Below are 17474 nucleotides of genomic sequence, written 5' to 3' on the forward strand. Positions count from 1 at the left end.
TCACCAGGTGGCCGAGGCGCCTGGCAAGTCAAGGGTCCCGCGGTCGACGAAGCGCATCGTGCCGAATACACCGCCGGCGAGCTTGCCCTTGAGTACATAGGGCAGGTTGTCCAGGCGCTGGGTCTGGCTCAGGCCCAGCGTCTGGCGCAGCACCGAAAAGGCCGAGATGCTCACCGGCACGCTTAATACGCCTTCGGAGAAACGTGGGATCGAGCCGCTCTGGTCACTGACCCCCGTCGCCAGGGTGTGGCCGTTGACTTCCAGGTCCAGCGCGACGCCGTTGTACTCGATAGTGGTTTCGTTGGGGTTCTGTAAGCGCAGTTTCACCGCAAAGCGCAGTTCCATGCCCTGGCTGGGTAACGGCTCGATACCGACCACATTGATGTTCAGCGGATCCCGTTGCTGGAAGAGGGCGCAGGCGCTCAGGCTGAGCACTATCAAAATGAAGGACAAGCCGCGGATTGTGCGCATGAAAGGAGGCTCTCGCGTTGGGGCGGGTGGGACAGGACAATAACATTCCACTCGCCATGAGGCTCAAGTCAAAGCGGTGTCGCCTACTGACAGTTTCTGACACCAGCCTCTGCTAATCTGCTGCAACTTTCCTCGTGGGCCTATCATCGTGTCGCGAACCACTCGGCTGCTTACTTTGTTGCAAGTCTTGCGGGGCAAGCGATGCCCAGTCACGGCTGCGACATTGGCGGGCGAGTTGAAGGTCTCCGAGCGCACGCTTTATCGCGATATCGCCGAACTCACGGCCCTCGGCGCACCGATCCAGGGCGAGGCAGGCATCGGCTATGTGCTGCGCAGCGGCCTGTTCTTGCCGCCCTTGATGTTCACCGCCGATGAAATCGAGGCCATCGTGCTGGGTTTGCGTTATGTCGACCAGCGCGGCGACGAGGTGCTGGGCAAGGCAGCCGCCGATGCCCTGGCCAAGGTCGAGGCGGTGCTGGCGCCCGGTTTGCGCGATGCGCTGCACAACCCCACCGTATTACCGGGCCCGGCGGGCTACGGCTATCCGCAAAACACTGTCGAGCTGAATGTCTATCGCCAGGCCATTCGCACGCAGGCCAAGCTGCATATCGACTACGCCGATGTGAACAAGGCCCCGAGCCAGCGCTTGATCTGGCCGCTGGCCCTGGGTTTTTTCAATGAGGCTCGGGTGGTGGTGGCCTGGTGCGAATTGCGTGGCGCCTATCGTACTTTTCGCACGGACCGGATTGCCTCGGCCGTCGTCCAGGGCGAGCGTTATCCAGGCAGGCGCAGTGACTGGCTGCGCGCCTGGTTTGCGCTGATGAATCTCGACGAGACGGGGCGTTTCACTCCTGACAAAAACTGACACAGCGCTGTTTTAGCATGGCCTTGAAACGAAAAAACAAGGAGCCCTGACATGTCCAATCCCGTCTCTTCCCTGGCGCCGGCCATCGCCGGCTACATTGCCGCCGCCAACGCCCGCGACAGCTCGGCGGTGACGCGTTTCTTTGCCGAAGACGCCAATGTGTTCGATGAAGGCAACCATCGGGTCGGCACCCGGGCCATCGCCCAATGGATGGAAGACACCGCGCGGCGCTACCAGCCACGGGTGGAAGTGCTCAACGTGCAGCAGCGTACCGGAAAGGTGCTGGTCCACAACCTGATTTCCGGGACCTTCCCTGGCAGCCCGCTCGAGTTGCGCTATACCTTCCGACTCGATGAGCAGGGGAAGATCAGCCGGTTGGATATTTCTGTCTAGGGGGTGGGGTTTGGGTAAGCCTGATTGAGGAGAAACGCACGGGATCGCCCCGCATGGCATACTCCCCACCTTTGCCTTCCGGACCCGGGCCGTATGACTTTCGACTCACCCTTGAGCGCTTGGCAACACGCTATCGAACACCATGGTTTTGTCCAGGATGAAGCCCAGGAGTTGGCCATCATGGCCCTTGAGCAATGCCACAAGGCATTGCATGAGGGCCGCAAGTCGATCAAGGGCGTCTATCTGTGGGGGCCGGTCGGGCGCGGCAAGACGTGGCTCATGGACCGCTTCTATGAAAGCCTCAAGGTTCCGGCCCGTCGGCAACACTTCCACCATTTCATGGCCTGGGTGCATCAGCGCTCGTTCCAGCTCACCGGCACACCGGACCCGTTGCAGGCGCTTGCGCGGGAGTTGAGCCGAGAAGTGCGCGTGCTGTGCTTCGACGAGCTGTTCGTCACGGACATCGGCGATGCGATCATTCTTGGCCGCCTGTTCCAGGTCATGTTCGAATTGGGCATGGTTGTGGTCAGCACCTCCAACCTGCCGCCGGATGAACTTTATGCCAGCGGCCATAACCGGGAGCGATTCCTGCCGACCATCGCGTCCATCAAACGCTACATGCAAGTAGTTCCGGTCAATGGCTGGCAAGACCACCGCCAGCACCCGGGGGCGCTGCAGCAGCGCTACTGGGTGCGTGACCCGGCCCAGGCGGACCCATTGGCGGAGGTCTTCGACCGGTTGAGCAAGGGGCAGGCACCTGTCAGTCAGCCGATCGAAGTCGGCCATCGCCAGGTTGTGGCGCTCAAGGCTTGTGACAAGGTGCTCTGGAGCCGCTATCCGGATCTCTGCGAACAACCGTTCTCGGCCGTCGACTTCATGGCGCTGTGCGACCGTTTCAGCGCCATCCTTCTCAGCGATGTCCCGTGCCTGAGCGCCGAACAGCGTGAAGGGCGTATCGCCCGTGGCACCGAGGACGGGGTGGAGCGGGTCGAGGCCGGCGACCGCGAGTTGCCGCAGCTGTCGATACACGACGATGGCGTCCGTCGGTTCATCGCCCTGGTCGATGAGTGTTATGACCGAAAGGTGCCGTTGTATCTGTCGGCCCAGGTTCCGATGGACCAGTTGTACACGGAGGGCTATCTGCAATTCCCGTTTCGCCGTACTCTCAGTCGCCTCCAGGAAATGCAATTGCAACGTTTCGGTCAGCTCGCCTGACCGGATCCCGCCGCGGCCAAGCCGCCGGCCATACCGAAAACGAGATGGAAGATCATGGAAGAAGCCAAGGAAATCCTTGTATTGCAAGCCAGCTACAGCAATCCGATCCATGCCGAAGCGATTTGCCACGTGCTCAACGGCTACGCCGAGGATCCGATGGGTGGCGGCCATTCGCTACCGGCCGAAGTGCTTGCGCATTTGCCCCAGGAGCTTGCCAAGCGCGCGCATGCCTTCAGTGTGCTGGCGTTCGTCAATGGTGAACCGGCAGGGTTGATCAATTGCTTCGAGGGTTTCTCGACGTTTGCCTGCCGACCGTTGGTGAACGTCCACGACGTTGCGGTGATGCCAGCGTTTCGCGGGCTGGGCTTGAGCCAGAAGATGTTGCAGAAAGTCGAAGATATTGCCCGCCAGCGTGGGTGCTGCAAAATCACCCTGGAAGTGCTGGAAGGCAACGCCGTGGCCCAGGCCAGTTATGCCAAGTTCGGTTTTGCCGCCGGCATGTTCGACCCGGCCCATGGCCGTATGTTGTTCTGGATCAAACCCCTGTAGCAACGGGGACTTTTCGGCTACTTCAAAACGACCTGGCCCGCCGGCCCCTTGGGTTTCATGAGGCTGAAATCGATCAGCGCCTTATGCTGGCTTTGATAGGGGTTGCCGATCAGCAATGGGCGCGCCGTGAACGAATCGCTGACCAGGCTTTTGCTCCGGTCCAGCTCATCGAAGTTCAAGCCCGCCAAGTCCGCCCAGGTGTGGATCAGGTGTGAGCTGCTGTAAGGACGTGACAGGTCGCCGGTGAAGTTCCAGTCATGGGTTTCGCGCCATTTGGGCGAGGCCCAGGCCATGAACGGAATGGTGTACATCGGCGCGGTCGGCTTGCCTTCGTTGCGGCCCAGGGTGTCATGCCCTGGCGAATCGAAGACGTCCTCGCCATGGTCCGACAGGTACAACAGGAAACCGTTGGGGTCGGTGCGGGCGTAGTCCTTGATCAGGCTGGAGACGACGAAGTCGTTGTACAGCACCGCGTTGTCGTAGCTGTTGTAGGTCGGCACCTGGTCGTCACGTACGCCGGCGGGCACGCCCTGGCGATCGGTGAATTTATTGAAGGTCGGCGGATAGCGGTATTGATAACTCATGTGTGTGCCGAGCAGGTGAACCACAATCAGCTTGCGTGGCGCGGTGTCCGCCAGGGCTTTGTTGAACGGCTCGATCACGTCGCCATCGTATTGCGCGGCATTCTGGTTGCGGTTGTTGTTCAGGTAGACCTGCTCATCGGCCTGTTGGGAGAAGGTTGTGAGCATGGTGTTGCGCTTGGTCATCGTCTGCTGGTTGGTGATCCAGAACGTCTTGTAGCCGGCCTGTTTCATCATGCTCACCAGTGACGGTGTGCTGAGGTAGAGGTCGGGACTTTCCTCGTCGGCGAAGGTCAGCACCTGCTGCAAGGCTTCGATGGTGTAGGGCCGCGGGGTGATGACATTGTCAAATACCGCGAGTTGATCCTTGAGCTTGTCCAGCTCCGGCGTCGTTTCCCTCGGATAGCCATACAGGCTCATGCGCTGGCGATTGGTGGATTCGCCGATCACCAGCACCAGGGTCGCGGGCTGGTTGGCCGCGCTGTCTTTGAGGTTGCGCAGGGGCGCGATCTTGCTGGTGCTGTGAAGCATGCCTTGCATGTTTTCCAGCTGTTCACCGTAGCGACGATAAGCCACCAGCATCTGCCAGGGCACGGCCGGCTCGATGCGATCCTCGAATTTCTCCAGACCGCCGGCAAGCGTGCCAGTGCGCAGGGTCTGCTTGACCAATGGGTAACCGACGACGGCAACGACGATCAGGCCGGCGGCGATCATCGCCTGGCCCCGGGGCAAATAGACCGGGCGCAGGCGTGTCCAGAGGAAATAGCCAACCAGGGTGTGTGCGAGGAACGCCGGCACCATCCACCAAGCGAAATACTGGGTCATGTATTCGCCGGCTTCGTTCACGTTCGACTCGAACATGATGAAGATGACGCTTTGGGAAAATTCCTGCTGGTAAATAAAGAAATAGCCCAGGCTGGCCATTGAGCATGCCCACAGCACCACGCCGATCGCCGCGGCGAGCAGGCGCGTGCGAGCCGGAAACAGCAGCAGCGGCGCCAGCCAGAACGCACTCATGACGAAGGCTTGGCGAAACCCGGTGAAACCTGAGGTATCGCTTGCCAGGATAAGCAATTGGGTAATGCCGGAAAAATACCAGAAGAACAGAAAAAGCCAGCCGAACCCGGCCCAATCGAAACTTTTCGCAGTCGTTTTGCTGCGTTTGAACACACTCATCAAGCGCTCCAGCTTTTGCCGACGGGGTCCACTGGCACCGATCTGGCGCCGGCAGTATGCGTCGTAACTATTTGTCAGCGCAGGAGTATTGCGAGGGTGGTGTGAAAACTTCGTGAGTTTTTTGCAGGCGAATCATGGCGTCCGGTTCCGCTGGTGTGGCGGGAACGGCTTTGTGGCGATGGAGCAAGCTCGATCGCCACAAGGGTAATTGGGAGAGTTTGTCAGTGTGACACCGGCTCGCCCGGTGCCACGTGCCGCCTGGGCCAGAATCAGCGAGCCAAAGCCTGGCTCTGGTAAGGAAGCTGTGCGTGTTGCAACTGCAAGCGCAACTGCGTCACTTCATCAAGCAGCAAATCACGCTCTTCTTTCAGCAGGCGTAGTTCGTCGCGACGAATAGTCACGTAAAGGGTCTGAGGAGGACGTGCGGTAACGACAGGGCCCATTGCTCACCTCGCAAATGGCTACATCAACTAGAGAGATGTCGTCAGTTTCTTGGCGACAATTCTTTATCGGCACCAATTCTGAATACTTTTGCCCGTTGATGGAACTTTTTTATTTTTCATGGTCGACGTGTCTTCGGCGGGTTATTGAACGTTATCCTTTGTGATCGGGCGATTTACCCGGAAACTATGCGGCAATGCTCTGGACTAACCTCCACAAGTCACCTTGAGCTAAACCTTTGACACACCTTAATTTGTAGTAGGGAGCATCAGCACATGCAACTCGGGATCATCGGACTGGGCCGCATGGGCGGCAATATTGCACGGCGCCTGATGCTCAATGGGCACACCACCGTTGTTTATGACCGCAATGCCGCTTTCGTCGAAAACCTGAGCCAGGAAGGCGCGACGGGGGTCGCGGACCTGTCGGCGCTGGTCGCCGGGCTGCAAAAGCCTCGGGCGGTCTGGGTCATGCTGCCGGCCGGCGCACCCACCGAGGACACCATCAACGTGCTCAGCGAACTGCTGGAGCCGGGCGACGTGGTCATCGATGGCGGTAACACGTATTACAAGGACGACATCCGCCGCGCCCAGACGCTGTCGGAAAAAGGCTTGAACTACATTGATGTCGGCACCTCCGGTGGCGTCTGGGGGCTCGAGCGCGGTTACTGCATGATGATCGGTGGCGACGCCGACGTCGTTCGTCGCCTGGACCCGCTGTTTGAAAGCCTCGCGCCAGGCATGGGCGATATTCCACGCACCCGTGACCGCAAGTCCGACGACGATCGCGCCGAACGAGGCTATATCCATGCGGGCCCGGCCGGATCTGGGCACTTCGTCAAGATGATCCACAACGGCATCGAATACGGAATGATGCAAGCGTTCGCCGAGGGCTTCGACATCCTCAAGACAAAATCCAGCGAAAGCCTGCCGCCTGAACAGCGCTTCGACCTGAACCTGGCCGACATCGCCGAAGTCTGGCGTCGTGGCAGCGTGGTGTCGTCCTGGCTGTTGGACCTGACCGCCGATGCATTGGCCAGCGATCCGAAGCTGGATGGCTTTTCCGGCGAAGTGGCCGACAGTGGGGAAGGGCGCTGGACCATCGAGGCCGCCATCGAGCAAGCGGTGCCGGTGCCGGTACTGTCCAGTTCGCTGTTTGCCCGTTTCCGCTCCCGTCAGCAGGCGACCTATGGCGACAAGATGCTCTCGGCCATGCGCTTTGGCTTCGGCGGCCATGTGGAGACTACGAAAAAATGACCTCGATCGGCAGGAAGTCCAAGGCTCAACCTGCGCCACCGACCACGCTGTTCCTGTTCGGTGCCCATGGAGACCTGGTCAAGCGCTTGCTCATGCCGGCGCTTTACCACCTCAGCCGTGACGGGCTGTTGGGGGATGGCCTGCAGATCGTTGGTGTTGACCACAACGCCATCAGCGATGTGGATTTTGCAAAAAAGCTCGAAGATTTCATTCGTAGCGAAGCGGCGAGCAAGGGCGGCGATCCCGACCGCGCGCTCGATCCGACGCTGTGGGCCAGGCTGGCCCAAGGCATCAGTTACGTCCAAGGTGACTTCCTCGATGACAGCACCTACGAAGCGCTGGCGGCGAAAATCGCCGCCAGCGGCACTGGCAATGCGGTTTTCTATCTGGCGACCGCGCCACGTTTTTTCAGTGAAGTGGTCCGCCGCCTTGGCGCGGCCGGGCTGCTTCAAGAGCAGGATGACGCCTTCCGGCGCGTGGTGATCGAGAAGCCGTTCGGCTCCGACCTGCACACCGCCGAGGCGCTCAATGCCTGCCTGCTAAAGGTCATGGGCGAAAAGCAGATCTATCGGATCGACCATTACCTGGGCAAGGAGACGGTACAGAACATTCTGGTCAGCCGTTTCTCCAACAGCTTGTTCGAGGCGTTCTGGAACAACCACTACATCGACCACGTGCAGATCACCGCCGCCGAAACCGTTGGCGTCGAAACCCGTGGCAGTTTTTATGAGCACACCGGCGCCCTGCGGGACATGGTGCCCAACCACTTGTTCCAATTGCTGGCGATGGTCGCCATGGAACCGCCGGCCGCTTTCGGTGCCGACGCGGTGCGCGGCGAGAAGGCCAAGGTGGTGGGGGCGATCCGCCCCTGGTCGGTGGAACAGGCGCGCGCCAATTCGGTACGTGGCCAATACACGGCCGGGGAAGTAGGCGGCAACGCAGTGAAGGGTTACCGCGCGGAAACCAACGTCGCGCCCGACAGCAGCACCGAAACCTACGTCGCCCTGAAAGTCATGATCGATAACTGGCGGTGGGTCGGCGTGCCGTTCTACCTGCGCACCGGCAAGCGCATGAGCGTGCGCGACACGGAAATCGTTATCTGCTTCAAACCGGCGCCTTACGCTCAGTTCCGTGACACTGAAGTCGACGAATTGCAACCTACCTACTTGAGAATCCAGATCCAGCCTAACGAAGGCATGTGGTTCGACCTGTTGGCCAAGCGGCCTGGGCCGGCCCTCGACATGGCGAATATCGAGCTGGGTTTTGCCTACAAGGATTTCTTCGAAATGCAGCCGTCCACGGGTTACGAAACCCTGATCTACGATTGCCTGACAGGCGACCAGACGTTGTTCCAGCGCGCCGACAACATCGAAAACGGCTGGCGCGCGGTGCAGCCGTTCCTCGACGCGTGGCGAGAAGACGCAACGGTGCAGCCGTACAAGGCCGGGGAGGATGGCCCGGCGGCCGCTGATGATCTGCTGACTCGCGACGATCGCGTCTGGCATGGCCTCGGATGAGTAATCAGCTGAAACGCCCCATCCGCTTCCTGCTTAGTGATATGGACGGCACCTTACTGCTGCCTGACCACAGCCTCAGCCAGCGCACCATCGCCGCCGTCCGCTCGTTGCGCGAGGCCGGCGTGTTGTTCAGCCTCGCCACCGGACGGCCGCCACGGGCAATGTTGCAGCAGATCGAGGCGCTGGGCGTCGACCTGCCGACAGCAGCGTTCAACGGCGGTACGCTGGTGCATCCGGACGGCACCTTCCTGGCCGTGCATTACCTGCCGCCCGAGGCGGCGCTGGCCACCCTGGCCTTGTACGCCGATCAGCCCGGCATCGAGGTCTGGGTGTTTGCCGACGGCGATTGGCTGGTGCGCGACGCCAATGGGCCCATGGTGCCGGTGGAAACCCGTGGCCTGGGTTATCCGCCTGTCGAAGTGGACAGTTTCGAACCCTATCTGGAGCGCATCGACAAGATCGTTGCGACAAGCGCCAACACAGACTTGCTGGTGGAGCTGGAGGCGCGCTTGCACCCACTGCTCAAAGGCCAGGCCCAGGTATCGCGTTCGCAACCGATCTATCTGGACGTGACCGCGATGAAGGCGAACAAGGGGGAGGCGCTGTCGACCCTGGCCGAGTTCCTCGGCGTGCCGCTGGAGCAGACCGCCGCAATGGGGGATGGTGGCAACGACCCGGCGATGTTCCATCGCGCGGGGCTTTCGATTGCGATGGGGCAGGCCGAAGAGGCGATCAAGCGCCAGGCTGACGTTGTCACCGCAGCCAACACCGAGGACGGTGCGGCGTTGGCGATCGAGCGGTACATCCTGCCGCGGTGACTTCCCTTCCATCCCGGATGATTGGGCGGGCTCTTTCTTATGGTGGTCATGCTTGCCAGCCGCCGTTTTTTCCCGAGCCTGAAATTTGTTTCCACCAAGTTGTAAGACAACTGCCCCGCTGGCTTGAGTATTGGGTAGAATCCGACGCTGATCGGATTATGGGAGGAAACAATGGGGAATAGCTCAACTCAGGGCGGTGATACGCGCATGGCCACGCCACTGGAACGCTTCATGCAATCGGAGTCGTCGGGCGGCATCGTGCTCATGTTTTCGGCGCTCGCCGCGCTGATCGTGGCTAACAGCCCACTGTTCACCACTTATACCAGCGTACTGCATGCCTCTTTTCTGGGTATGTCTGTTGAACACTGGGTCAACGATGCGCTGATGGCGATATTTTTTCTATTGGTAGGCCTCGAGATCAAGCGTGAGATGCAGATTGGCGAACTCGCCAAATGGAGCCAGAGGGCACTGCCGGGTTTTGCCGCCCTGGGGGGCATGATTGTCCCCGCGCTTATCTACGCCTGGGTCAATAGGCATTCTTCTGAAACGTTGGCGGGTTGGGCCATCCCCGCAGCAACCGACATTGCATTTGCGCTGGGTGTGCTCTCGTTGCTGGGCAACCGAGTGCCGATGTCTCTCAAGGTCTTCCTCTCAGCCCTTGCCATTCTGGATGACCTGGGCGCGGTCGCTATCATTGCCATGTTCTATACCAGCGGCCTGGACGTGACCATGCTTGCGGCTTCCGCTGGGGTGATTGCAGTGTTGCTGATCATGAACAAGGCCGGGGTAACCAGACTGTTGCCCTATCTGGCGCTGGGTTTGGTGTTGTGGGTGCTGGTTCTAAAATCCGGTGTACACGCAACGCTGGCGGGGGTCGCACTTGCCTTTTGCATCCCGCTGAACAAAGACGCCCCAGCAGAGGATTCCCCATCCCTCAAGCTTGAACGACGGTTATCGCCGTGGGTCGCTTTTCTCATCATGCCGATCTTCGGTTTTGCCAATGCCGGCGTCTCCCTGGCGGGTGTGTCATTGAGCAATCTGCTGGATCCCGTGCCGTTGGGGGTCGCCGCGGGACTGTTGCTGGGCAAACAGCTCGGCGTCTTCACCTTCGCGCTGGTGGCGATCAAGACCGGGCTGGCGCAAATGCCGACCCACAGTTCGTGGCGGCAAGTATATGGCGTGGCGTTGTTGTGCGGGATCGGGTTCACGATGAGCTTGTTTATCGGCAACCTGGCGTTCCCCGGTGCGCAGTTGTTGATCGATGAAGTGAAGGTTGGCGTATTGGCTGGTTCTACATTGGCTGCACTTGCGGGCATTCTGGTGTTGCGGTTTTGCGCCACTTCCAAGGCTTGAAAGAAGAAGACCGCCGAACGGCTTGATCTCACCTATAAAAAAACGGCGCTTATCCAGAAATGGAAAGCGCCGTTTTTTTGGTTCTGAAAAAGAACCGGTATTTCTTGGGGAAGTTATTCCGGCATCGACCAGGATTGAAGTTTGTAGCCTTCCTGGCTCAGTTCGGCACGGGCCTGTTTCAACAGGTCGGCAAGTTGCGCCGGGTCGGTGTAGGCGCTGCTTGGAATCTGGGTACGACCGATATGGGTATTGGTGCGGTCAATGACGGTCAGGCTCAGTTCGCCGTTACCGTCTTGTGGGGCCCAGGCCACGCATTGGAAAGGACGGAATGCGCGGTCGGCAATCAAAAGAGCTTCGTTGATACGGAGCGGGGCGTTCATGGCGTTTATCTCTCAAGGGTGCCCAATCAAATGATGTGCCGTCGGTTGGGCATACCGTGCGGCGGGTTACTTGTACTGATGTCCCGAACCCGGGACCAGGTCACACAATCTTTGAATAAATTTCGATTTTCTTTCAGACCAGGCTTTTCGGCTTTTGTTTGAAAGCGCCGTGAAAGATTCGACGCGCGGAAACTAACGAAGCGCATTTCTTATAACCGGTTTTGGGCCGACTTGATAACTAATCGATACAAGCAAGTGTCAACTTCTTGCTACTGTTACATGCAGGTTCGCCAAACGCCTGTTTCTAATCATATTTCCTTAATTTTGGCGCCAAGGATCAGTCATGATCGAAGCCAGTGCGTTGCGTCGCCTTCTCGTGGTTGACCCTTGTGATGATTGCCATCGCCTGATGCCAGGCTTGCGCGCCATCGGCTGGGATGTCGACAGCTGTTCCCTTGAGCATGCCAGCGACCGGAGCTGTGACGTCGGCCTCTTGCGCTTGCAGCCCTTCCATCTGGAGCGGCCGGAAGCGGTCAAGGAACTGATCAGCCGCAGCGGGACTGAATGGATCGCCGTGCTCAGCCAGGAAGTGCTGCGCCTGCAGAACGTCGGGGATTTTGTCTGCGAATGGTTCTTTGACTTCCACACCCTGCCGTTCGATGTGTCCCGGGTCCAGGTGACGCTGGGGCGGGCGTTCGGCATGGCGCGGTTGCGGGGGCAGGGCTCTGTCCACATCGATCAGCCTGAACACGAGCTGCTGGGCGACAGCAAGCCAATTCGCGAGCTGCGCAAGTTACTGAGCAAACTGGCGCCGGCTGAATCGCCCGTACTGATTCGCGGCGAGAGCGGCACCGGCAAGGAGTTGGTGGCGCGCACCCTGCATTGCCAGTCCCATCGGCGTAACAAACCGTTCATTGCGATCAATTGTGGCGCGATCCCGGAGCATCTGATCCAGTCCGAGCTGTTTGGCCACGAGAAGGGCGCCTTCACCGGCGCCCATCAACGCAAGATCGGACGGATCGAAGCCGCCCACGGTGGCACGTTGTTCCTGGATGAAATTGGTGACTTGCCGCTGGAATTGCAGGCCAATCTGCTGCGATTCCTCCAGGAAAAACACATCGAGCGGGTCGGTGGCAGCCAGCCGATTGCCGTTGATGTCAGGGTGTTGGCGGCGACACATGTGGACTTGGAAGCGGCCATCGAGCTCCGGCGTTTCCGAGAGGATCTGTACTATCGCTTGAACGTTCTCCAAGTCGTGATGGCGCCGTTGCGGGAGCGTCATGGCGACTTGGCGATGCTGGCGAGCCATTTTTCCCATTTCTACAGTCACGAAACTGGTCGCCGACCTCGCAGTTTCAGCGAGGACGCCTTAGTGGCGATGGGGATGCACGACTGGCCCGGCAACGTGCGCGAGCTGGCCAACCGCGTCCGTCGCGGCCTGGTACTGGCGGAAGGGCGACAGATCGAAGCCCGGGACCTGGGCCTGGCCAGCCATCAGGGCGTCGTCGCCCCGATGGGTACTCTGGAAGACTACAAGACCCGCGCCGAACGCCAGGCCTTGAGCGACGTGCTCAATCGCCACAGCGACAACCTGAGCGTGGCGGCCCGTGTGCTGGGCGTGTCGCGTCCGACGTTCTATCGGCTGCTGCACAAGCACCAGATTCGCTGAACGGCCTCGCTCCCACAGTGGGGAGTCAGCTTTCCAGAACGCGTCGTTCGATCACGCCGAATACGTCCGTCGCTTCCAGCCCCCACAACCGACCGGTAGGACGCCCCCACGATACTTGTGGGAGCGAGCTTGCTCGCGATGACATTCGAGATTTGTACTGGGATTGCCCGCGCCAGTAAATGTCGCCATCGAAGCCAGCAATCTCCATCACCAGGATTCGCCGACCTGGCTAATGCGCAAGGCTGTGATTTCCCACAGTTGTCGATTGCATGATCAGCCTTTGCATCAGAAGTAATACGGGAATTTCAGGCTAAAGGTGAAATCCGGTGCGTCGTCGGTCAGCCCGATGGACAGGTTGGGCACGATGGTCAGGTTGTCGCTGGCGGCCAGGGTCATGCCGATGTTGAAGTAGCCCGCGTTGGCGTCGCTGGACACCACCGATTCCCAATCCCCGCCGTCCTGCTTGAGCTTGCTTTTCTTTTGGATCAAGTCGGAGACCGAAAACGACATGCTCATTTTCTCGTTCAGGGCAAAGGCGATACCTGCGCCGATCTGGAAGCTGTCGCCGATCCGCACCTTGCCAGGCACCTCCTGGTTGACGGTCGAGCTGATGTCGTCGAAGGATTCTTCGAAATTGTGGGTATAGGAAAGGCTGCCGAACAGCACGGCCGGATCGAACGTCTTGACCAGGGAGATGCCCGGGGTGATCGACCAGACGCCGTTGCCCGTGGGCAAGTCTTCGGGGACGAACAGGTTGGTGTTGGCCTGGGACTGGCGCAGCTTGATGCCAAACGGATCCTTGCCGGTGGGTGCCTTGACGCGAAGGGTCACCACGGCATCCGGGCTGCTGACCGATTCATCCATGAATTTGTAGGCAATGCCGAAATTCACGTCGCCGATGGTCGGGTCGCGGGTGACGGTTTCTTCGCTGGTCACCCCGGCGGCCCCTTGATTGGCGCCACCGGACTGGTAGGTTGATTCGCGATAGATCACCGGCACATTGAGGTCGAACTGCCAGCGGTTGTCGAAGTTGTAGCGACCGGTGAGGTCCAGCGTCCAGGTGTCGGCCTTGATCCGATCGAGGTTGATATTGCCCAGGAAAATCGAATCCAGGGCCAGAAAACCATTGAGGATCAGCTGTCGCGTGTCGTAGCGCGAATAAGTCACGCCGGTTTCGAAGCTGAATTTTCCGCCGCCGAAGAAGCCGCTGGCCTCATCGTAGAGGTTGGAGACGCTCTGGGCCGGCTGCGAATCGTCGGCCAGGGACTGTCCGTAACCGCTGCCTCCTGAACTGGCCGCGCCGCTGCCCGCCACGCCCTGGTTGCCTTTCATGTCGGCCGGGGATTTAGCCAGGCGCTTGGGCGGCGGGGCGGTGGGTTGGTCTTCCACCTGGCGGACGCGTTGTTCGAGGACCGCCAGGGCTTTTTGCTGGACCTCGTACCGTTGCTTGAGCTCTAGAAGTTCTTGTTTCAGGGCCTCGATGTCCGAGTCCGGTGCAGCTTGCACCAGGGTTGCCGGGAACATCGTGCTTAAACACATCACAGCGCGCAACGATACGGATCGATACATGAAATATGCCGTCCCTATTTGCCCAATGATTGGAGATCAGCGTAGATCAATATCCGAGGTTTCGAAGGCCGCGCAGCTGCGTAAGGTTGCAGTCCAGGGCTCCGGTGCTGGGGCCATTGTTGTTCAGTACGACATTGAGCTGGGTCATGTTGTTGACCAGGTTGCTGTTACCCAGCAGGCGGGTGTTCTGCAACAAGCCACCTTGGGCCACCTGCTGCAGGGTATTGCCCTGGTTATGGTTGGCCTGGATCGCCATCTGCACGCCGCTGCCGGTCGCGGTGACAGCGACGCTGCCGGCGGCGTTGCTGCCGCTGATGGTCTGGCCCTTGGTCAACAGTTGGCCTTGCGAGGGGGCCAGGGCAGGGGCGTGGCTGCTTTCCTTCACGTTGATGCTGACGTTGTTATAGGCCGTGTTGCCGTCACCCGCGGCTCGCACGCTTTGGGTCACGCCCTGGCCCGAGCCCAGGCCGGCGCCGCCGGTGACCGTGCCGTTGCCCTGTTCCGGGACGCTGCCGTTGCCGGTCTGCTTGATGGTGGACACATAGAACTGCGGTTTGACCGTCGAGGCCTGGATCTGCATGGAGCTTGACGCGCCGATCACGTCGCCACTGGCGTTCCGCCAGGTGCTGCTCATGACGATGCCAAAGCTGATGACTCGCCCAGGCATGACATAACGACCCCGAAGCTCGGCGAGTTCCTGATCCTTGACTTCAATGGGTTTGAAACCGGCGTGGGCAAGACCCGACGTCGTTGCGGCCAGGCAGGCCAGCGTGAGCCAGTATGAGGTTTTCATGTGTTGCTCCCGGAGCTTCCTGCTCCTTTTGTATTTTTATTGGCAGTTGTCCGGCGATTAGAAAAAATCGCTCTGAATGAAGCCGAAATCCATTAGTTCCGCGTCCTTGACCGGGTTGAAGCCGTCCAGTTTGTTGCGTGCCGTCAGGGGTTGCGGTGGGCTGCGCAACGCGTTGGTCTTGTCGTAGCCGGGGCCGACGATGGCGAAGACGATGCCGTTCCAGCCTTTGACGAATTCGTCATGGGCGTAGCGTTTGTGCCCCAGCACCGGGTCAGCGATGTAGACCCATTGCTTGTCGGATCGCTGCAGTACCACGAAGTGCTTGTAGCCGCGTATATCCATCAGGACCACGACTGGAATCGTCACCGCGGAAAGTTTCTCCGGCGGTATCCGATAGCCCCGGGCGCGCATGCCGATGGTTTCGACGTAGCGTTTCATGTCCAGCATGGAGAAGCCCTGGGTACGAACCAGGTCGTGGTCGGCATTGACCAGCATGCCCTTGATAACCTGTTCTTCATCCACGTCGAGCCAATAGGCCTGGCGCAACACGGTGGCCAGTGCGGCGGCACCGCAGCTGAAGTCGGTTTTCTGCTCGACGATGTCGCTGAACTTGCGTTCGCGCACGCTCTGCACCGGTTTGTAGACGAGCATGCCGCCAGGCAGGGCGGCAACGGGCATCTGCGCGGCTTCGCTCGCGCAGGCAAAGCATAGACACAGGCAAAGCGCTCTCGCACGCATGATCGATACGCCTAGTGGATATCGGGAAAAGCCCCTGTGGGAGCGAGCAGGGCCCGCTGCCACAGGGAAGCTTTTTTTACATGCAGGCCTTGCAACCCGCAGCAATCGACAGCGAGTTGCTCTGCTGATTGCCCACGCCCGCCGACACGTTGGCGCCGCCGTTGCCGGAGAAGCCGTTCATGGAGTTGGTCATGGTTGCGTTGTTGATCACAGGGTTTTTCCAGCCGTCGCGGGTCAACACTTGTTGGGTGTTGCTGCCGGCCAGTTCGAAGGTGCCGACGGCGGAGAACTTGAACTTGTCGTCGTCGTGACCGCCACCGTAACCGCCTCTGTTGCCCCAGCCGCCGTCATCTTCGACGGTACCGTTGCCTTTGGCCTTGAAGGTGCCAGAAGCCTCGTAGCTGTTGGTAAGGGTGACAACCTCGTTTTTCTTCACGCCTTTGTTGTCGACCACCAGGCCGGTGGAAGACTGGTCAGCCGATGCAGCGGCTTGAGCCACCCGGCCGCCCGACACAGCGATGGCCAGGTTGTTTTTCTGCTGGTTGAAATTGCCGGCGGTCACGTTGATGCCGATGTTGCCGGAGCCGTTGTTGCCCGCGTTGGTGAGCGACGCGTTGTTCAGCGTGGAGTTGTTCTTGACGTAGTTGTTGTTATTGACTTGCGTGGCGCTGGACATGGCAACAGCCGAGCCGAAGATAAAGCTTTCATCGGCGGTGGCCAGTGCGGCGGCATTGTCCTGCTGGTTGCCATCCCCGGCGGCGATGTTGGCGCCCATGTTGCCGTTGCTGCCATTGAGGGAATCAGTGGCCTCGGCGGTGTTTCGGGTCGCCTGGTTGGTCACTTCGTTGCCGTCACTGTTCTGCACATCCAGCACCGTGGCCCCAGCGCCGGCGCTGATGGAGAGCAGTTGTTCCAGCGTTGGCCCTTTAGGGCCGTGGTTGCCATGGCCGTTGCCATGACCATTGCCGTGACCGTTTCCGTCAGCCTGTGCAGCCATTGCCATGACAGCGGCGAGAGCGAAAACCAATGGTTTGAGCGCCATTGTGGGTTTCATGGTGTTTCTCCTTGCGTGTCGTTGGTTAAGTGTCGGTACTTTCTTATGCGCTGCGCCGGGTCAGTCAGCGACCCGGATGCTCAGGGTGTTAGCCATGCGGTTCCCCACCCCGGCACTCTGATGCACCTGGATAACCCCTCGGCTGCCGGTGAAGGCCTGGTCGCTCGTTGCGACCTGGCGGCTGCCGGTTGGGGTGTCAGTTGCTCCGGAGTTCGGTACCAGCGCCACGTTCTGTTGAGACAGGGCGCTGTCGTCCATGCTTTGCGGGCGGGCACTGATGCTCACCCGCATGACATTGGCCATCTGGTTGTTGGCGCCGGCGGACTGGTTGACGCCCAGCACGCCGTTGCCGTTGGTGAATGAGCTGCCATCAATGCGCGCGCTTGCGTTCATCGATGCACTGGCCGGCGTGTCGAGGCGTTGCCGCACGACGGTGGTCGCCTGGGCGTCGGTGCCAATGGCAATGGCCCGGGTGTTGGTCTGTTGGGTCCGGTCCCCGGCCGCCTGGTTGACATTGAGGTTGCCGGTATAGCGACTGCCGGAGTTCTGCAGATCGGCATGGCTCACCGCCACGCCTGGATCGGCAAGCACGGCGGATGAGCCGAGCAGCGCGATCAGGAGCCAAGTCGAATTCAT

The 17474-nt window shown here is 60.0% G+C and carries 18 protein-coding genes; 9 read left to right on the forward strand and 9 right to left on the reverse strand.

Translation table 11 applies throughout. From position 1 onward, the window contains the following. Positions 1 to 471, reverse strand: coding sequence for an LEA/WHy family protein (locus M1D68_RS11655; protein WP_434563890.1), 471 nt, complete (start codon positions 469 to 471; stop codon positions 1 to 3). A gap of 148 nt (positions 472 to 619) precedes the next feature. Here M1D68_RS11655 and M1D68_RS11660 point away from each other — a divergent pair, with 148 nt between their 5' ends. From M1D68_RS11660 to M1D68_RS11675, 4 genes are all read left to right on the forward strand, one after another. Continuing rightward, a complete protein-coding gene (locus tag M1D68_RS11660; protein ID WP_434563892.1) occupies positions 620 to 1336 on the forward strand; it encodes a helix-turn-helix transcriptional regulator in 717 nt (238 codons plus the stop codon). A gap of 51 nt (positions 1337 to 1387) precedes the next feature. Beyond that, entirely contained in the window at positions 1388 to 1729 is a 342-nt protein-coding gene (locus M1D68_RS11665; RefSeq protein WP_434611252.1) for a nuclear transport factor 2 family protein, read from the forward strand. Between the two features lie 93 nt (positions 1730 to 1822). Beyond that, entirely contained in the window at positions 1823 to 2944 is a 1122-nt protein-coding gene (gene zapE, locus M1D68_RS11670) for a cell division protein ZapE (RefSeq protein ID WP_420766828.1), read from the forward strand. A 54-nt stretch (positions 2945 to 2998) separates the two neighbouring features. Beyond that, the gene (locus tag M1D68_RS11675) at positions 2999 to 3493 is read left to right on the forward strand and encodes a GNAT family N-acetyltransferase (protein WP_420766829.1); all 495 of its coding nucleotides are present in this window, start codon (positions 2999 to 3001) and stop codon (positions 3491 to 3493) included. A 17-nt stretch (positions 3494 to 3510) separates the two neighbouring features. Here M1D68_RS11675 and M1D68_RS11680 read toward each other — a convergent pair whose 3' ends face one another. After that, a complete protein-coding gene (locus M1D68_RS11680; RefSeq protein ID WP_434563896.1) occupies positions 3511 to 5250 on the reverse strand; it encodes a phosphoethanolamine transferase CptA in 1740 nt (579 codons plus the stop codon). 269 nt (positions 5251 to 5519) lie between these two features. Further along, entirely contained in the window at positions 5520 to 5693 is a 174-nt protein-coding gene (locus tag M1D68_RS11685) for a DUF6026 family protein (RefSeq protein ID WP_196304772.1), read from the reverse strand. Between the two features lie 273 nt (positions 5694 to 5966). On the opposite strand from M1D68_RS11685, the gene gnd reads away from it, so the two are divergent. The 4 genes from gnd (at position 5967) to nhaA (ending at position 10635) form a co-directional block, all read left to right on the forward strand. Then, on the forward strand, positions 5967 to 6947 hold the full coding sequence (gene gnd, locus M1D68_RS11690; protein ID WP_434628506.1) for a phosphogluconate dehydrogenase (NAD(+)-dependent, decarboxylating): 981 nt from the start codon (positions 5967 to 5969) through the stop codon (positions 6945 to 6947). Beyond that, the gene (gene zwf / locus M1D68_RS11695) at positions 6944 to 8464 is read left to right on the forward strand and encodes a glucose-6-phosphate dehydrogenase (protein ID WP_457970439.1); all 1521 of its coding nucleotides are present in this window, start codon (positions 6944 to 6946) and stop codon (positions 8462 to 8464) included. The genes gnd and zwf overlap by 4 nt, the downstream gene beginning before the upstream one ends. Further along, positions 8461 to 9282 (forward strand): HAD family hydrolase, encoded by an 822-nt coding sequence (locus M1D68_RS11700; protein ID WP_420766833.1) that lies wholly within the window; start codon positions 8461 to 8463, stop codon positions 9280 to 9282. The genes zwf and M1D68_RS11700 overlap by 4 nt, the downstream gene beginning before the upstream one ends. 207 nt (positions 9283 to 9489) lie before the next feature. After that, the gene (gene nhaA, locus M1D68_RS11705) at positions 9490 to 10635 is read left to right on the forward strand and encodes a Na+/H+ antiporter NhaA (RefSeq protein ID WP_434674909.1); all 1146 of its coding nucleotides are present in this window, start codon (positions 9490 to 9492) and stop codon (positions 10633 to 10635) included. A 113-nt stretch (positions 10636 to 10748) separates the two neighbouring features. On the opposite strand, the gene M1D68_RS11710 is transcribed toward nhaA, so the two are convergent. Continuing rightward, positions 10749 to 11015 (reverse strand): hypothetical protein, encoded by a 267-nt coding sequence (locus M1D68_RS11710; protein WP_030142711.1) that lies wholly within the window; start codon positions 11013 to 11015, stop codon positions 10749 to 10751. Positions 11016 to 11358: 343 nt separating this feature from the next. Here M1D68_RS11710 and M1D68_RS11715 point away from each other — a divergent pair, with 343 nt between their 5' ends. Next, positions 11359 to 12684, forward strand: a complete 1326-nt coding sequence (locus M1D68_RS11715) for a sigma-54 dependent transcriptional regulator (RefSeq protein ID WP_420766835.1) — start codon at positions 11359 to 11361, stop codon at positions 12682 to 12684. 285 nt (positions 12685 to 12969) lie between these two features. On the opposite strand, the gene M1D68_RS11720 is transcribed toward M1D68_RS11715, so the two are convergent. The 5 genes from M1D68_RS11720 to M1D68_RS11740 all read right to left on the reverse strand — a co-directional run bounded on the left by M1D68_RS11720 (position 12970) and on the right by M1D68_RS11740 (position 17474). Further along, positions 12970 to 14253 carry a hypothetical protein gene (locus M1D68_RS11720; protein WP_434563902.1) on the reverse strand — a complete coding sequence of 428 codons (1284 nt, stop codon included), beginning with the start codon at positions 14251 to 14253 and terminating at the stop codon, positions 12970 to 12972. Between the two features lie 46 nt (positions 14254 to 14299). Next, complete coding sequence (locus tag M1D68_RS11725) at positions 14300 to 15046, reverse strand: hypothetical protein (RefSeq protein WP_420766837.1); 747 nt, start codon at positions 15044 to 15046, stop codon at positions 14300 to 14302. A 57-nt stretch (positions 15047 to 15103) separates the two neighbouring features. Continuing rightward, positions 15104 to 15784: a C39 family peptidase gene (locus M1D68_RS11730; protein ID WP_420766838.1), complete on the reverse strand. Its 681-nt coding sequence runs from the start codon at positions 15782 to 15784 to the stop codon at positions 15104 to 15106. Between the two features lie 76 nt (positions 15785 to 15860). Next, positions 15861 to 16838, reverse strand: coding sequence for a heme utilization protein (locus M1D68_RS11735; protein WP_420766839.1), 978 nt, complete (start codon positions 16836 to 16838; stop codon positions 15861 to 15863). Positions 16839 to 16898: 60 nt separating this feature from the next. Further along, positions 16899 to 17474: an adhesin gene (locus M1D68_RS11740; protein ID WP_457970443.1), complete on the reverse strand. Its 576-nt coding sequence runs from the start codon at positions 17472 to 17474 to the stop codon at positions 16899 to 16901.

Source organism: Pseudomonas sp. R4-84 (genome assembly GCF_054130985.1).

Bases quoted from the DNA above. Each gene is read 5' to 3' on its own strand.
- M1D68_RS11655 (WP_434563890.1), bottom strand. From the start codon at position 471: ATGCGCACAATCCGCGGCTTGTCCTTCATTTTGATAGTGCTCAGCCTG.
- M1D68_RS11665 (WP_434611252.1), top strand. From the start codon at position 1,388: ATGTCCAATCCCGTCTCTTCCCTGGCGCCGGCCATCGCCGGCTACATT.
- zapE (WP_420766828.1), top strand. From the start codon at position 1,823: ATGACTTTCGACTCACCCTTGAGCGCTTGGCAACACGCTATCGAACAC.
- M1D68_RS11675 (WP_420766829.1), top strand. From the start codon at position 2,999: ATGGAAGAAGCCAAGGAAATCCTTGTATTGCAAGCCAGCTACAGCAAT.
- M1D68_RS11680 (WP_434563896.1), bottom strand. From the start codon at position 5,250: ATGAGTGTGTTCAAACGCAGCAAAACGACTGCGAAAAGTTTCGATTGG.
- M1D68_RS11685 (WP_196304772.1), bottom strand. From the start codon at position 5,693: ATGGGCCCTGTCGTTACCGCACGTCCTCCTCAGACCCTTTACGTGACT.
- gnd (WP_434628506.1), top strand. From the start codon at position 5,967: ATGCAACTCGGGATCATCGGACTGGGCCGCATGGGCGGCAATATTGCA.
- zwf (WP_457970439.1), top strand. From the start codon at position 6,944: ATGACCTCGATCGGCAGGAAGTCCAAGGCTCAACCTGCGCCACCGACC.
- M1D68_RS11700 (WP_420766833.1), top strand. From the start codon at position 8,461: ATGAGTAATCAGCTGAAACGCCCCATCCGCTTCCTGCTTAGTGATATG.
- nhaA (WP_434674909.1), top strand. From the start codon at position 9,490: ATGGCCACGCCACTGGAACGCTTCATGCAATCGGAGTCGTCGGGCGGC.
- M1D68_RS11710 (WP_030142711.1), bottom strand. From the start codon at position 11,015: ATGAACGCCCCGCTCCGTATCAACGAAGCTCTTTTGATTGCCGACCGC.
- M1D68_RS11715 (WP_420766835.1), top strand. From the start codon at position 11,359: ATGATCGAAGCCAGTGCGTTGCGTCGCCTTCTCGTGGTTGACCCTTGT.
- M1D68_RS11720 (WP_434563902.1), bottom strand. From the start codon at position 14,253: ATGTATCGATCCGTATCGTTGCGCGCTGTGATGTGTTTAAGCACGATG.
- M1D68_RS11725 (WP_420766837.1), bottom strand. From the start codon at position 15,046: ATGAAAACCTCATACTGGCTCACGCTGGCCTGCCTGGCCGCAACGACG.
- M1D68_RS11730 (WP_420766838.1), bottom strand. From the start codon at position 15,784: ATGCGTGCGAGAGCGCTTTGCCTGTGTCTATGCTTTGCCTGCGCGAGC.
- M1D68_RS11735 (WP_420766839.1), bottom strand. From the start codon at position 16,838: ATGAAACCCACAATGGCGCTCAAACCATTGGTTTTCGCTCTCGCCGCT.
- M1D68_RS11740 (WP_457970443.1), bottom strand. From the start codon at position 17,474: ATGAATTCGACTTGGCTCCTGATCGCGCTGCTCGGCTCATCCGCCGTG.